The organism is Symmachiella dynata (assembly GCF_007747995.1).
Classification (GTDB): Bacteria; Planctomycetota; Planctomycetia; order Planctomycetales; family Planctomycetaceae; genus Symmachiella; species Symmachiella dynata.
This window is the reverse complement of the sequence record NZ_CP036276.1, coordinates 4,671,659-4,686,476: the sequence shown is the minus strand read 5'-3', so window position 1 is coordinate 4,686,476 and position 14,818 is coordinate 4,671,659. Positions and strand designations below refer to the sequence as shown.

At 57.1% G+C, this 14,818-nt stretch carries 8 protein-coding genes; all 8 read right to left on the bottom strand.

Going from position 1 to position 14,818, the window contains the following annotated elements; translation table 11 throughout:
- Nucleotides 1-32 precede the first annotated feature (32 nt).
- Complete coding sequence (locus Mal52_RS17750) at nucleotides 33-644, bottom strand: SMI1/KNR4 family protein (protein ID WP_145377660.1); 612 nt, start codon at nucleotides 642-644, stop codon at nucleotides 33-35.
- Between the two features lie 110 nt (nucleotides 645-754).
- Nucleotides 755-2,194, bottom strand: a complete 1,440-nt coding sequence (locus Mal52_RS17745; RefSeq protein WP_145377659.1) for a DUF1501 domain-containing protein — start codon at nucleotides 2,192-2,194, stop codon at nucleotides 755-757.
- Nucleotides 2,184-5,213: a DUF1553 domain-containing protein gene (locus tag Mal52_RS17740; RefSeq protein ID WP_197534292.1), complete on the bottom strand. Its 3,030-nt coding sequence runs from the start codon at nucleotides 5,211-5,213 to the stop codon at nucleotides 2,184-2,186. The genes Mal52_RS17745 and Mal52_RS17740 overlap by 11 nt, the downstream gene beginning before the upstream one ends.
- 127 nt (nucleotides 5,214-5,340) lie before the next feature.
- A complete protein-coding gene (locus Mal52_RS17735; protein ID WP_145377658.1) occupies nucleotides 5,341-7,752 on the bottom strand; it encodes a PPC domain-containing protein in 2,412 nt (803 codons plus the stop codon).
- Entirely contained in the window at nucleotides 7,749-8,132 is a 384-nt protein-coding gene (locus Mal52_RS17730; RefSeq protein ID WP_145377657.1) for a four helix bundle protein, read from the bottom strand. Before Mal52_RS17730 ends, Mal52_RS17735 begins: the two co-directional genes overlap by 4 nt.
- A gap of 52 nt (nucleotides 8,133-8,184) precedes the next feature.
- The gene (locus Mal52_RS17725; protein WP_145377656.1) at nucleotides 8,185-9,525 is read right to left on the bottom strand and encodes a DUF1501 domain-containing protein; all 1,341 of its coding nucleotides are present in this window, start codon (nucleotides 9,523-9,525) and stop codon (nucleotides 8,185-8,187) included.
- Nucleotides 9,526-9,597: 72 nt separating this feature from the next.
- A complete protein-coding gene (locus Mal52_RS17720; protein WP_197534290.1) occupies nucleotides 9,598-12,048 on the bottom strand; it encodes a DUF1553 domain-containing protein in 2,451 nt (816 codons plus the stop codon).
- Between the two features lie 208 nt (nucleotides 12,049-12,256).
- Nucleotides 12,257-14,716: a transporter substrate-binding protein gene (locus Mal52_RS17715; RefSeq protein ID WP_145377654.1), complete on the bottom strand. Its 2,460-nt coding sequence runs from the start codon at nucleotides 14,714-14,716 to the stop codon at nucleotides 12,257-12,259.
- Nucleotides 14,717-14,818 lie beyond the last annotated feature (102 nt).

The window sequence follows — 14,818 nt, the reverse complement described above, 5'->3', positions numbered from 1 at the left end:
CGCAATCGGACTTACTTGGCTGTCACGGCGCATCACCAGAACTGCCACCAACGACGCTTGCGATTGTAAGACTGGGGTCCTGCTGGTTGGACTGAAGAATCGATCTTTGACTCGAAAGCTTGTACCTCTTCAACAATCCACTCATCAAAGGTGTTCGCTTCGAGTTCCCAGATGTCGTCGTTCGGTTCATCGACCGCAGTTTGCTCATCGAGGGTATTGCCATCCCAGCGATAAACAGCGAAATCATCGTCCGTACAGTCAATACACGAACACATGGAGCACCCGCGATCGCAAATGACGACGAATTGCTCCCACCATGCAAGCATGCTGGCCATCGCCCTGGAGCTTGAAACGATGTTTTGGCCGTTCTTGGTATCATAACCGCCGGGAAGTCCAAACAATCCGGGCCCCAGGAGCTGCCCGCCATTGCCAACTTCGCGGTAGATGGTTTTCAGCAGCGGAGGTAGAGCGAATCCAAGTTCCGCCTCTGTCGCGGTAATTAATTCGTCAGATGCGGGAGGTAAGAGATACGAATCCGGGTCATGCCACCACCCAGAAAAACCCCTGTCAGCAAGCGGGCTCGCAGAAGCCGCTTGGGCTTTCAATCGCTCAATGATGTCGTGGTGCGATGGGTCGTGAATCATTCTGGGTGACCCTCGCTATTGCAACATGACGACTACCGTAACCGGGAACGTATGGAAGACTTTAGTTTACTTTGCCGCGCTCACTCCGTTACGCAATAGTGCAACGGGCACTAACCCAAAACATCCTCGATCACTTCCCCCGACACGTCCGTCAACCGTCGGTCGATGCCGTTGTTGTAGTACGTCAGGCGTTCATGGTTGATTCCCAATAGATGCAGCACGGTGGCGTGGAAGTCGTGCCAGGTGGCGATGTTTTCTACCGAACGCAGGCCGAATTCGTCGGTGGCGCCGTGGGCGATGCCGTGTTTCAGGCCGCCGCCGGCCATCCAGACGGAGAAGCCGTATTGGTTGTGGTCGCGGCCGCGGCCGAGCACGCCGGCGTCGGATTGGGTGAAGGGGGTGCGGCCGAATTCGCTGGTGAACAGCACGAGCGTGTCATCCAACAGGCCTCGTTGCCTGAGGTCGCGGAGCAGGGCGGCGACCGGTTGGTCGATGCGGGTCGCTTCGCGGGTGTGGTTGCGGACCATGTCTTCATGGCCGTCCCAATTGATCCGCGGACTGCCGAACGCGCCGCCGGAAAAGAGTTGCACAAACCGCACCCCCCGCTCCAGCAACCGTCGCGTGAGCAGACAGCTACGGCCGAAATCGTTGGTCTCTTTGCCCCCCAGGCCGTACATCTCTTGGGTGTGCTGACTTTCCGATTCCAGGGCGGAGACTTCCGGCACGGCCAATTGCATCTTGGCGGCCAATTGGTAACTCCGCATCCGCGCAGCCAATTCGTCGTTGCCGTCGCGGGACGCTAAATGCCGACGGTTCAAGGTCTCCAACAATTCGCGACTGGCCTGTTCGGTCGTGGCGCTGACCGGCCGCGCGGGAAACAGATCGTCGATGGCGGTGCCGGTGCTGCGTAGCGTGGTCCCTTGATGACGGACCGGCAAAAAGCCGTTGGTCCAATTGATACTGCCGCCGGCGGGTACCCCGCGGGTGTCGGGGATCACCACAAAGCCGGGCAGGTCGTCCGATTCGCTCCCCAGTCCATACGACAGCCATGCTCCCATGACCGGAAAGCCGTTGAGGCGAAAGCCGGTGTGTTCTTGAAACGTGGCGGGCGTGTGGTTCGAGGTTTCCGCTGTCATGGAACGGATGACCGTTAATTCGTCCGCCATCTCGGCGAGATGCGGAAACAGATTGGAAATCAACAGTCCGCTTTCACCACGCGGCGCGAATTGCCAATCGCTTTTCCGCAGGTTGCCGACCTTGCCGAAGAAGACATCGGGGCGTTCTTCGCTATCGAGCGGTTTGCCGTTCCATTGTTCCAGCGCCGGTTTGTGGTCGAACGAATCGACCTGGCTGAGTCCGCCGTTGAGCACAATATGAATCACCCGCCGCGCCGCCGCAGGATGATGTTGAATCGGTCCGGGCGGTTTGCCTGACTCATCAGCCAAGGCGCCGTCGCGGGCCAATAGATCGGTCAGCGCCACGGCGCCAATGCCGGCAGCGGACCAGGAAAAGAAATCGCGCCGCGAGGGCTGTGCGTTATTAATCGACATAGAGAAACTCGTTGCTATTAAACAGAACGCGGCAATAGGCGGGCAAACCGTGCTCTTTGATGAAAGCGGCGCCGACGGTGATTTCCTCATCCGCCGGCAAACGACCGAAAGCCAAACGCGTAGCTCCGCGGATCTGATCCGCCGGGGCCTCACCGAACTCATGGGTCAATCGCGCCGCCAACTGGTCGGACATGCGGAGCACGAACGAATTGTTCATCATCGCCAGCGCCTGCAGCGGCGTGGTGGTAACGGCGCGGGTGGGTGTTTTGGTCGAGGGGTCGGGACAATCAAATGCGTCAAGAAAATGATTACGTCCCGAACGAACCCACGTGCGATATAAGCTGCGGCGATTGAAACTGGCGCCGACAGGATCGCGCATATCATAAAATTGCGCGTTGTGGACGTAGGTGGTGAAGTCATGGTAACCGGGGCCGCCGATTTGGGGATTGAGTTGTCCGGAAATTGACAGCACTGCATCACGGACATCTTCAGCTTCCAGCCGCGTCGGCGATTTTCGCCACAGCAGGCGATTGTTGCCATCGATCGCAGCAGCGGCGGGATTGCGTTGTGAGGATTGCCGGTAAGTCGCCGACATGAGGATCCGGCGGTGTAGGTGTTTTAAACTCCAGCCATGTTCGATCAAATCGGCCGCCAACCAGTCGATCAATTCGGGATGCGACGGCCGCGCGCCGTTGAAGCCAAAATCGTTGGGCGTTTCCACCAGACCGGAGCCGAAATGGTAGTGCCAGACCCGGTTGACGATCACGCGGGCAAAGAGCGGGTTCTGCGGATCGGTGATCCACTCGGCCAACTTACTGCGGCGGTCCGCATCGGGCGCATCAGGTTTTAGCTGGAAATCCGCCGATTCGGTCCCAGTCGAGGCGATGCCGGAGGCGGAAACCAATTCAGCAGGTTTTGCGGGGTTGCCGCGACGAAGCACGTGGACCGTGTCCGCTTTTCTGGGAACGTTGGAATAGATTTTGTTACTGCGATATCGTTTTGCCTGGCTACGCAGATTCGACAATTCAAAATCAATTTTGTCCAGCTCCGCGCGGAGCTGCGTATCGGCGGCGGCTAGGATTTCGGAATTTTCGATCGTGATATTTTTGACACCGGCCGAAGCAGCGACTTCGGCGTGACTCAGCGCGCGATCGTACAACCGAGCGCGATCAATGGAACCTTTGAACATCCGGTTTCCGCCGGGGGAACCGTGCCGCAACCCAAACAAGACTTGCGTGGCTTCGGGAAGAAACTGCACCGGACCTGGTTTTTGATACGCCGTGCCATAGGGCTGGCCATTGCGGTAACCGACAATCGTTCCATTTTCGCGGTATACGATCGCTACGTGCACCCACTCGTCGGGATTGGCGGTTTCTTGCGTCCCACGAAAGTCAGCGGTGCGCGAGAAGTTATTGCTTCCGGCCAGCCAGTGTCTCGATTGACGTTCGCCGTAGACAATGGCATCGAATGAATTGCCGTTGAGGGTTTGCACACTCAGGATGCCGCCGCCGCGTTGATCGAGATCAGCCAGAGAGACCCAGGCTTCCAAAGTCTTGCCGGAAAGATGGGTCGCTAGGGGGACGGTCGCCACGTAAGCGGTCTCGCCGTCAAGCACTAACCGGCCGTCGGTGACGACAGCAGTGCCATGCGCTGTCCCGTGCAATTCGCCACGACTGTCTCGCAGGTCGCCTTCGAACAGCCATTCAGCGAATGGCTCTGGGGGCGTGGTGTTATTTTGCTCTTGTTTGCGACGGGCTAGGATGCGTTGACGAATGGGGGCCACCAGTTGCTCGCGTCGGGTATTCAAGGCAGTCAGCTGGCTGTCAAGTTGTTGCAAACGCTGGTCGTAATCGCTGAATAAGGCCTCAGGCTGGAAATCTCGTTTGCCGTGGTGTACCCCGGCGAGCGCCGAGGTCATCTGATAATATTCAGCTTGCGAGATCGGATCGAATTTGTGATCGTGGCAGCGGGCGCAATTGACGGTCAGTCCCAAAAAAGTTTGGCTGACGACGCTGACCATGTCTTCCAATTCGTCCTGCCGGACGACGGCCCGCATCGCGGCGCTTTGTTGCTTTTGTCCCACTTCGTCATAGGCACCGGCCACCAAAAAACCAGTGGCGGCCAGGGCGGTGGAATCGTCGGGCCGTAGCACATCGCCGGCCAACTGCAGACGCGTGAATTCATCGTAGGGCATGTCCGCGTTGAAGGCTTGGACGACCCAGTCGCGATAGGCCCAAAAATTATCGCGCAGTGCGTCCCGTTCAAACCCGGCGCTTTCACCGTAACGCACCACGTCCAACCAATGCCGCGCCCAACGTTCGCCGTAATGCGGGGAATTCAATAACCGTTCGACTAATTTCGCGTAGGCGTCCGGCGAGTCATCAGCGACGAAAGCGTCGACTTCTTCGGGCGCAGGGGGCAGTCCCAACAGATCAAAAGACAGCCGACGAATCAACGTGCGACGATCAGCCACCGGTGCGGGAGTTAAGTTTTTCTCCGCCAATTTTTTGTGGATGAACTGATCGATCGGAAGACTGCCATCGGCATCGGGCAATTTGGGTTTGTTAACCGGTTGCAGGCACCACCAGTCGTAACCCGCGCGGGAGGTGGTGGTATAGCGAAAGGGATCGATCGGATCACGGCCCCATTTCGCGCCTCCTTCAATCCAAGCTTTAATCAGCGCTTTCTCCTTGTCCGTCAGCGGCTTTTTGGGCGGCATCTGATCGGTGGAGACGTAGTCCCACAGCAAGCTGTCTTCCAGACTGCCGGGAACGATCACCTCACCCGAATCGCCACCAGCCATTGCTGTTTTAGATTGTGCCAGGTTCAGGCCCGATTTTGATTCGGTCCCGTTATGACAGTCGAGACAACGACTGGCGAGTAGCGGGGCGATCTGCCGATCAAAGTCGACCGTAGGGATCGCATCGTCGGCTTGTGCTATGTTCGGAACGATGGCGAACATCAGGATTAGCAGACACATTGCGGCTGCGGTTCGCCAGTGGTCTTGCGAGCGAATCATACGGCCCTCGTGGCTGTGTAAACTGTTCATCGGCTGCCTAAATGACAAGTGAAAAAGATCGCGAACCGTTTCGAACACGTTATAGATCAGGATATTCTAGAAAATGGCGAAGCACAACCGGGATCGACTATTGCTGCGCACGATCGGGCAGTATCTCGAACTGATCTTCCGCGGTATACGGTTGGCCGTCTACTCGTGCGGTTGCGCGGACCCGTAGCGGCATATTGAACGGCCCCAATGCGTCGTCGGCAAATTGGATCGGTAGCTCAACCTCTTCGATGTCGGCTGGTAAAGTGACCTTCTCGGCGGTAATACCGCGCACGTGAGCGGGGATGATCAATTGCAATGTGATTGGACTGGTTATCGACTGGCCGCGGCCGATTTTGACCTGCAATGGAGCGGCCCGTCCCCGTGCTGCAAGGATGGACTTCGGTGAGACGTCAACGCTCAACTCACCGGTAGCGACCATCATGATGATCTGGTCGTTGGCGGTGTTAGACGTATAACAAACCTTGTGCTGGGTCCCGTCGCTGTCGGTGACAACGCCGACAGCCATCACAACGATGCGAGCCGTCCGCGCCGGTTGCATCCACGGTGCGAGTTTGATGTTGTAATCGAACTCCGTTTCACCGGCGGGTACAATGATCTCCGGTCCCGTGACTCCTTGTAAATGCCGGATCTGCCGGTCGGCCAGACTGATCGTCAGCGGTCCCTCGAATCCGCCGCGATCGAGTGTGTAGTGCCGAAAATATGTCGCACCGCGAGAGACGTAATTGGTTTCGAAGGCACCGATCACCTTAAACGGCGTCGGCATGGCCACGGCGAGCAGCAGATGATCCAGCTCCGGTGCTTCGGTCGTTGTTGCCTGTTGCAGTATCGTCTTTTCGCCAACCTTGCAGGTGCCGGTGACCGTCAAGCGGTGGACATCGATTTTCGCCGTGTCGTCCGCTTTGAATTTGACCTGCGTTTCCGACTTGTTGGCGGGGATCGTCGTTTCAGAAACCGTTACCCCCGCTGGCAAATCAGCGAACGATAATTCAATCGGCCCGTCGCAACCTCCGCTGCGGAGGGCAGTGACTTTGAATGCTGCTTCTGTACCGCGCACCAACGTCAGCGAGTCAGCGGAAAATTGCAGTTGGAAATCGGGCGCTGCCGTCACGGGCGGGGCGACATGTAACCGATAGGCGAACCCCGCACCACCGCGGCGCGGGGTCCGTTCACGAATCACCGCTGTGTAGATGCCTTCGGTGGTAAACGTATGACGCAATTGCGAGTCTGTTTGATCAGCGGCGAGATTGTCGTTTTCCGCCAACACCGTTCCGTTGCTGTCTTCGAGCGACAACACAGAATCGAGCCGCGATTCCAATCGAGAGGCCCGTAGATCGAAGATGAATTCCTGCCCTGGCCCAGCACGAAATGTCCAACGGTCCGTTTCCCCGGCCGTTTGAATCCGACCGTTGAATACCGCGGGTAACCCCGGCGGGGCATCGTTAGGATTAGTTTTATATTCGATGAATTCGGGCAGGTCACTCAATTCGAAAGTGATCGGATTGGTGGCTTTTCCATCACTCGTAAATTGATGTGTGTAAGTCGCCTCCGTTGTGGTGGGCATCTGCAACGTCGCGTTAGGGGCGGCGATGTTGACGCCGTTGAGTTCCACCGAAACCGTCTCTCCACGTCGCCCGCCCAAAGGAAAAACGTCGTTGATTACCGGGCCGTCGTTAATTGTCAAACGATAGACGTAGTGTTGCAACCCAGCGAAATTGATGTCGTGGATTTTGACTTGATACTCACCGTCGACTGGTGCCGTGAATTGCACCAAGGAGTCGGTTCCCTTGCCGTCGACATTTTCAGCAATCGGGCGCCCCTCGGGGCCGATGATTTCTAAACGGGAATCGAGTGGCGAGCCGATTCGGGCTGCCATGACTTCGCAGGTATACCCATGGCCCGCTTTTCCGGTGAAGGTCCAGGTGTCAACATCCTCGCGGGGGAAAATTCGTCCATTGATGGTGACGGGAAGATCGACAGGCGTCGGTAGCGGTTGGCCGTCGATTTCCTTTTCGACTATTTCTGGAAACTCGCCGATGACAAATTTCATCGTGGGAATCACCCCTTGCGACGTCCAGACACGATAGCGGCGAACTCCCAGCGGCGCATCGGGAGCAATACTGACCGCCCCGGCTTGGTCTTTCGGGTAGTCCTCACTTTTCGAGGAATACGGTTTGGGAACCAACGGCCCCTCAAACCAAGTCGTATGCGGCGCACGATGCAAAAGCGGCGTCGCCTTCACGCCCGGGCCCAACATATCAAACGGACAAACTTCATGCAAATAATGCCCCCCCACATGAAACGCCACCGACGTCCCGCGTTGCCCCCCGGCGGGGAAGATGTAGGAGACGGAGGGGGGATCAGCGTGCAAGCTCGTCGGCAGTAGGCAGTGGGCTGTGAGAAGCAAGGTTAGTGGCCAGTGGCCGGTGGCCAGTGGCCAGACTTTTAAGGTCCGCTTTAGAGCATTGGGTTGGAGGAATAAAAAGGTCATAGGATCTGTGGTTTCGTTTTTTTCGCCAGGGATCTTGTTAGGCCATTCATGATCCGGCCGACTTCATCTGATTGGGTGAGTAGCTGATCCAGCAGTTCGTTTTGTAGATATCCCAGTCGTTGAGCAATGATCAGTTGTGTTTCGACTTCGCAGAGTGAGCCTTTGGCAATCGAGAGAAAATGAATGAACTCGTTTGTCGATTTTCTCCCTTGTCTTTCGGCGATATTGGATGGCACCGAGACCACGGCTCGCCGCAATTGTTGAGTGAGTCCAAATCGTTCGTCAGCCGGGAAAGTCGAAGTCGCTCGATAGACAGCCTCCACGATGTCCATTGCTTTCTGCCAAGCCACCAAATCACGATAATGACGAACAGCAGTGATGCGTCACCTTCTTTCCGGCCACTGGCCACTGGCCACCGGCCACTGACAAACCCTACGAAAACAACTCCCCAATCACCTTCCCCCCATGTGGAACGATCGGCATCGGGCGGCCTTCGGGGGTGTGGAAGATGGTTTCTGGGGAGATGCCCAGGCTGTGGTAGATGGTCGCTGCGAGGTCTTTGGGGCCGTAGGGGTTGGTGACGGGGCGTTCGGCGCGGGGGCCGGAATCGCCGACGACGATGCCGTTGGTCATGCCTCCGCCGCCCATGGCGAGAGCAGTGCTGGGACCCCAGTGGTCGCGGCCGGCATCTTTGTTAATCCGCGGCGTGCGGCCGAATTCTCCGGTGACGAGTACGAAGGTATTTTCTAACATCCCGCGATCCGACAGATCCCTAAACAGCGTCGACATTCCCGTATCGAGCTTGGGCAACAGCCGGTTTTTGAGCATGTGGAAATTGTCGTTGTGCGTATCCCAATCGCTGTGATGCACCAGCACGCAACGCACCCCCGCTTCAACCAGCCGCCTGGCCATCAGGCAAGATTGGCCCAGCGTGTGCCGACCGTATTCGTCGCGAAGTTTTTTTGATTCATCGCCGATGTCGAATGCACGTTTGGTCTCTGGCGAGGTCATTAAGTCAAATGCGCGTTGTTGGAACGTGCTTAAAGCGCGGGCGGACTGATTGGCGGCGACTTCGGCCGAGGATTGATAGCGATCCACCATTGCCAACAGATCGCGGCGGTGTCCTAACCGCGCAGCGGGGACAGTGAGCGGGGGCGCCAAATCGCGGACGGCAAAGTTCGGCGTGTTGGGATCGGCCGCGACGGTGAACGGGTCGGCATCGGAACCCAAAAACGCGCCGCCGCCACTGTTGTGCATCTTGGGCAACGCGACATAAGCGGGAACCGAGCCGCGGGGGCCGAGCTTCTTGGCGATCACCGAGCCGTGCGAGGGTTTTTCATTGTTTGGTTTGAGTTTGGAATCAAACGCCGGCGTCGGGTGATAGCCGGTGAGAATAAAATGGTCGGCATGTCCATGACTGGAGTTGCGGTGCGCGAAACTGCGGACGAGGGAAAACTTGTCCATTTGCTGGGCGAGATGGGGCAGATGTTCGCAGAGCTGGATGCCCGGCACGCTGGTCGCGATGGGATCGAATTCGCCGCGAAATTCGGCGGGAGCATTGGGCTTCATGTCCCAGGTATCGATCGTGCTGATTCCACCTTGCAGGAACAGAATGATCAACGAAATGTCGTCGGTCGATTTTCCCTGTTCCGCAGCGGCCGCTTGGAGCTGCAACATCTGCGACATCGACAAGCCAGCACCAAACATCCCGGCGGCGCCGATTGTCAACATATCCCGCCGACGAACCCCATCGCAAAATCGTGATCGACCCATCCCAATCGCCTCCAGCAAACGCTGTATTGTATTAATTCTGGCCACTGGCCACCGGCCACTAACCACTGATCATCAATGGTTGAACAAAAACTCCATCGAATTCAACATGCTCCAAGCTATATCCTCAGCCGCCTGTTGCCGCGCGGGACCCTGTTTGCCCTGCAAGTGCTCCATCAACTTGGCTTGTTCCGCCTCGGTCGGGGGGCGGCTGAAACAGGCCAGTGATAATTCGTTGATAAACGTCTCGTCATCCGTACCGCTCCGCAGCATGCCGGCGATACGGCCCCCTTGGTGGGAGAGTTTTTCTTGAATCTCGGGTGAGTTCAAAACGTGTAGCACTTGCCCCACGGTCGGCGCCGCGGTCCGTTCGCAACTGCAGGCGGTCGCTCGCACCGGTCGGCCGAATGTTTTGAGGAAATAGTGCGGGACTTGGCTGTCCCACAATTGAATCGCGCGATAGCCGGCGGCGACTCCGGCAAACTTTTCAGGCACGCCGGTGACCTGTACCACGGCATCCAACAAGACTTCGGCGTCGATACGCTTGAACAGGAATCGCGAATAGTTTTGTTCATCCCGCCGGTTGGTTTCATTGACCGTCGAGGCGCGTTGGTAGGCGGCTGAAGCGGTGATGGTGCGGATCAGGTGCTGATAGTCGTAACCATTCTCGACAAACTCGCGTGCCAGAGCATCGAGCAATTGCGGATTCGACGGAGGATTCGTCAGACGGAAATCATCAATCGGTTCCACCAACCCTCGTCCCAGAAAATGCGCCCAGGCACGATTCACAATGTTGCGGGCGAACCACGGGTTTTCAGCGTCGGTCAGCCAATCCGCGAGTCGTTCGCGGCGGTCTCCGGTGGGGGTATGTTTGGGGTAGGGCGTGGCGAGTGGATAGGCGAAGATTTCTTGGTTGGTGCGCGGATGCACCGACTTTTCTTGCCCGCTGGTGGTGAGTAGTTCTCCCAGATTGGAAGCTTGGAACGTCGGCTGCGTGAAGAACGCGTGCATGCCGTAATAGTCTGTTTGACTCCAGCGGTCTTGCGGATGGTGGTGGCACTGTGCACATTCAATGCGGACGCCTAAAAAGACCTGCGAAAATGTTGCCGCCCGTTTGTGTGCATCTCCGGCGACCTTATAAAAGTGCGCCGCCGGCGCTTCGGACGTGGGGCCGGCGGCTGTAACCAATTCGGCAGCAAAGGCGTCCATCGGTTTGTTGTCGCGAAAGGTGTCGCGAATCCAACGGTAATAGGCATAAGCCCCCTTATGCCCCAAGGCCAAACGATTGACACGTAATAAGTCCGACCATTTCAGCGCCTGGTAATCGGCGTATTCGGGACGCGCGAGCAACTTGTCCACCAGAAGTGCGCGGCGATTGGGACGCGAATCGGACAAAAATGCGCGGGATTCAGCCGGTGTCGGTAAGGTACCGATGACGTCCAGATAGACCCGCCGCAAATAGGTGGCGTCATCTGCCGGACCAGCCGGTAAGATATTTAGTTTTCGCAGCTTGTCGTGAATGAGCGGGTCGATGAAGTTTGATTCCGTGACAGCGGGGTAATCGGCGATGGTCTCGGTGCGAGGAATCAACGAGCGGAAGACATCGACGGCGCCCATATAACTGGCCATGACGGCTACGTCGCCGGGAGAGTCGCCGGCGGTCACCAGCCCAAACTCATCGACCTTGCCCAGCGCGTCGTTGTTCGATTGGAATTGTGCATGAGCGGTCACGTCAACTTCGCGGCCATCGGTATAAGTCGCCACGACGCGCAGTTGTTGTTGCGCTTGCATGGTCAATTGCCGCTCACTAGGAGACACGGTGATTTTGGCAACGGTTGCCGCATCGTCGTTGCCAAAGGGTGTGCCGGCGTCGATCCAATTGCGGAGCGTGCGATAATCGCCCGAGCCTTTGCGCAGTCGAATCCCGCCGCCGTGTGGTACGCCGCCGCTGGCCTTGGTGAGCATCAAACTGGTCTCGGGCATCGTCGTGCTCACGCGACGACCTCGGTTCTCTTTGGTCAGTGCCGCATAGTCATCATCGGGTTGGAATCCGAACACCGACAGTTTGAAACCGTTTTGTCCTTCGGCTTTACCGTGACAACCAGACGTGTTGCAACCGTATCGAGTGAGCAGTGGGACGATGTCGTTTTCGAAATGGAACTGTTGGGGTGCTTGGGAAGCATAGATAGTGACCGGGACGTGGATCGTTTTCTCGGCAACAGTCACGACGACTTCTGTTTTCCCATCCGCGATGCCGCGGACCACACCGTTGGGGGCGATGTTGGCCACGGAAGTGTCGAGCACAGCAAATTGCGCATCGCGGGTGACGTCGATTTTTTGCCCATTGGCTGTGGTTCCATCGACAATCAGAACCGTACGCGCACGCGGTCCTTCCAGCACGACTTGTTGGGGAGCGACTGCTAGGTGGGACAACGTCTCCAGCGTCTCGGACGAATGGTCCGCATGTAAGTTGCCGGGCACGGCAGCCAGGGCAATCCCGCTGAGCAAAAAGACAATCCCACGCACGATGTTCGTTTCCCTTGGGCAAAGCGGATGCTCTACGGGCAAGTTAAACGCACCGAGCGTCAACCATTTGCCACTGAGAGGCAGGAACACATCAATGTTCATTAGTATGTAGCGTAAGTGCTTTGCTGCCTTGCGCCAAGGGAAATCAGGCGACTGCCAAGGCGGACCGGTGTCGCTACGGGGAAGTTTCTGGGGCTGCTGGACGAAATCAGTCCGCCGGCGCCGACCATTGGCCATTCCACCCGGCCTTCAGCTCGTTCAAGAATTGCTCCCATTCTTTCCGCGTACGGGTGTCCGGAAAGGGTTCCGGAGCTATGGCTTTGGGGGAATTCCAAACAATCTCGAATCGGCCTTTGTCATTGACTTGGCCGATCAGAAACGGCTGCCATGTGTGCCCGGTTTCGGGGTCGATGCTGACCTCCCCTTCGGGAGCAGCCAGACTTTGGTTGAGCATAGCGGCGCGGATTGCAGCAACATCGGTGGTTCCTGCTTGTTCCACGGCTTTTGCCCACAGAAGGATGCTGAAATATCCGGTTTCCATGGGGTCGGATATGAGTCGAGTCGCGTTGTATTTCTTTTGGAACTTGGCGACGAATTCCTCATTCGCCGGGGTATCCAACGAGTGGAAATAGTTCCAGGCGGCAAAGTCCCCCTCCATCTCGCTGGTATTGAGGGCGCGGAGTTCCGGTTCGGCAATGCTGAACGAAATGGTCGGCACATCTTCCGAGTGGATGCCCGCCATACGCAAAGCATGGAAAAAATGGACGTTGCTTTCGCCGTTGATCAAATTCAAAATGACATCGGTCTTGGATTCGACGATTTGCGCAGCAATCTCACTAAACTCTGAATGTCCCATCGGGACGTAGGCTTCGCCGACCGGTTCGAGTCCCATCTCCCGCAATTCATCGGTCACGATGGCGCCTGCGGCGCGGGGGAAGACATAGTCAGATCCCACGATAAAGAACCGCCGCCGTTTCTGAAACGCATAGGCCCATTGCACTGCCGGCAGAATTTGCTGATTCGGCGCAGCTCCGGTGTAGATGATGTTCGGCGATTGCTCCAACCCTTCGTATTGCAAAGGGTAGATCAACAGTTGGTCGTGTTCTTCAACAACCGATTTGACCTGTTTGCGACTCGAAGAGGTCCAGCAGCCAAAAATCGTGACGACTTTATCTTTGTTGATCAGCTGTTCGGCCACTTTTTTGAAAACTGCGTCGTTCGACTCTCCGTCCGCGACGACCGCTTCGACAGGGCGACCTAATACACCGCCACTGTTGTTCAGTTCCTCCACGGCCAGCAACATGGCATCGACGACCCCGCTTTCGCTGAGCGCCATCGTTCCAGACAGGGAATGCAGAATCCCAATCTTGATCGGCGGTCCTTCAGGAATTACTGGAGGGACAACGCTCGGCGCTGCGCTGGAATCAAACTCGGAATGTTTGCCACGCAGGAGGATAAACGGAATACTCAACACGGCCAGTGTGAGCAGGCTGATAAGACCGGCAATCAGAAACTTGCGACGTCCGGCACCAGCGTGAGGCTCCTGGACTCCGGACCGCAGGGCGGAGCGGCTGCCGCTGAGTTGAGACAGACGTTCCGCGACAGCCAGTGAGTCACGGCTATCAGTCGAAGTCTCAAGTAAAATTTGCAGGTCCGTTAGCATTTCCTGGGCGGACTGATAACGGTCGGCGGGATCCTTAGCCATTGCCTGTTCGATGATTCCACGGCATAGCGGCGGCAAGTCCTCGGCAAGTTCTCCCGGGTCGGGGGTTGGCTCGTTACACTGCGCGAACATGATTTGCATCACGTCTGTGGAATGAGCGTAGGGGGGCGCGCCGGTCAGCAAGTCAAAATAGGTCGCTCCCAGCGAATAAATGTCGCTCCGGGCATCCACCGTGGAACTGCGGCACTGTTCGGGACTCATGTAGTGCGGCGTGCCCAGCACTTGATTGATTTGTGTCAATGTCGGCGCGGCACTGTCTTCGATTTTCGCTAATCCAAAATCCGATATCTTCGCCGTTCCGTCGCCGGTGAGCATAATGTTATCGGGTTTGATGTCGCGATGAATCAGCCCTTTCTCGTGGGCGGCGACCAAACCTCGACACGCATCGGCGATGATTCGTGTGGCACGCTGCCACGAGATTGTCTTTTCCGATTCGAGCAAGTCCGAGGCGGTCCCTTGGTCCACCAGTTCCATTACCAGATACCAAATGCCGTCGGTTTGATCGACTTCGAACAAGCCCACCACATTGGGGTGTTGTAGTTGCCCGACTGCCCGCGCCTCTTGCACGAAACGTTTCAGTGCAGTGTCATCGCCCGCCGCTTTTCCTGAGAGAAATTTGATGGCGACTTCGCGACTGATAATCGGGTCATGCGCGGCATAGACAACTCCCATGCCGCCGCTGCCGATGATTTTCGTGATGCGGTATTTCCCGACAAAGGTGCCCACGCGGGCTTTGGGGTCAATCGACGCTTTGTCGTTGGGCGTGGCATTGATTTGCATCGAGCCTTCGTCATCACTAACGACTCCCGAAGAAATCGTCGACTGATACATGTCACGATTCGCGTCCGGTTTGGTATCCCCAGCGTCCGGGCTGGCAGCCTCAGCGCTTTGAGAAACACCATCCGCGTCGTTTTCTGGAGGATTCTCTTTTCCGGTCGTATCCATCCTCAAGTCCGCCCTGATGGGGTCTCGGCTTGTTAACGTTGGGGATCCGCTACCTGAAGGGGCCCTAGAACCAGTTTCAAAACCACTTTGCGCTTGTTGCGG

Excerpts from the sequence above, each read along its gene's own strand:
- Mal52_RS17750 (WP_145377660.1), bottom strand. The coding sequence starts at position 644 with ATGATTCACGACCCATCGCACCACGACATCATTGAGCGATTGAAAGCC.
- Mal52_RS17745 (WP_145377659.1), bottom strand. The coding sequence starts at position 2,194 with ATGTCGATTAATAACGCACAGCCCTCGCGGCGCGATTTCTTTTCCTGG.
- Mal52_RS17740 (WP_197534292.1), bottom strand. The coding sequence starts at position 5,213 with ATGATTCGCTCGCAAGACCACTGGCGAACCGCAGCCGCAATGTGTCTG.
- Mal52_RS17735 (WP_145377658.1), bottom strand. The coding sequence starts at position 7,752 with ATGACCTTTTTATTCCTCCAACCCAATGCTCTAAAGCGGACCTTAAAA.
- Mal52_RS17725 (WP_145377656.1), bottom strand. The coding sequence starts at position 9,525 with ATGGGTCGATCACGATTTTGCGATGGGGTTCGTCGGCGGGATATGTTG.
- Mal52_RS17715 (WP_145377654.1), bottom strand. The coding sequence starts at position 14,716 with ATGGATACGACCGGAAAAGAGAATCCTCCAGAAAACGACGCGGATGGT.